Raw genomic sequence first — 496 nt, forward strand, 5'->3', positions numbered from 1 at the left:
ATCTAAATTTTCATCATGTAATTCCTTAAGATTTTTCCAAATTTTCATAGTTTCTAAGTCGTTTGAATGAGAAATTATAAATGTATTTTGGCATGCAATATGGAATCGTTCGTTAGTTTTCATAATTTTCCTCCTTCTATAACTTCAAGATTAAATCCCGGCTTTGGTATTGTAGAAAGTTCTTCTTGTGTAGCACGACTACCTACTTCAGCAACGTGGCGGTTCATGTAGTAGCGGACAAGACCCGGCCCTCGCATACCGGCTACCTTTTCGCGCTCGGAGAAAATCGCACCGAACTTCACCAGTTCATTCATGATGGCTGTAACTTCGTTGACCCGAATTCCGACTTTTTCGGCGATTTCTTCGCGGGTTAGCATGATCTGTCCGGTATGTGGGAACAGGTGGTCGAACAAGAGCGKCCAGACGTCCACGGCCTTCATTGGACGTTTACTGTTCTTCATTAGCCACAAGGTGACAGCACGGTTCTGTGCGGGAC

Annotated in this window: 1 protein-coding gene; it reads right to left on the reverse strand. The window is 44.0% G+C overall.

Annotated elements, in window-relative coordinates; translation table 11 throughout:
• Window positions 1–119: 119 nt before the first annotated feature.
• Window positions 120–496: hypothetical protein (locus tag KP705_RS17075; protein ID WP_215765131.1), on the reverse strand; the 377-nt coding region annotated here is incomplete at its 5' end.

It is taken from the genome of Gluconobacter sp. P1D12_c, assembly GCF_018812105.1.
GTDB lineage: Bacteria > Pseudomonadota > Alphaproteobacteria > Acetobacterales > Acetobacteraceae > Gluconobacter > Gluconobacter oxydans_A.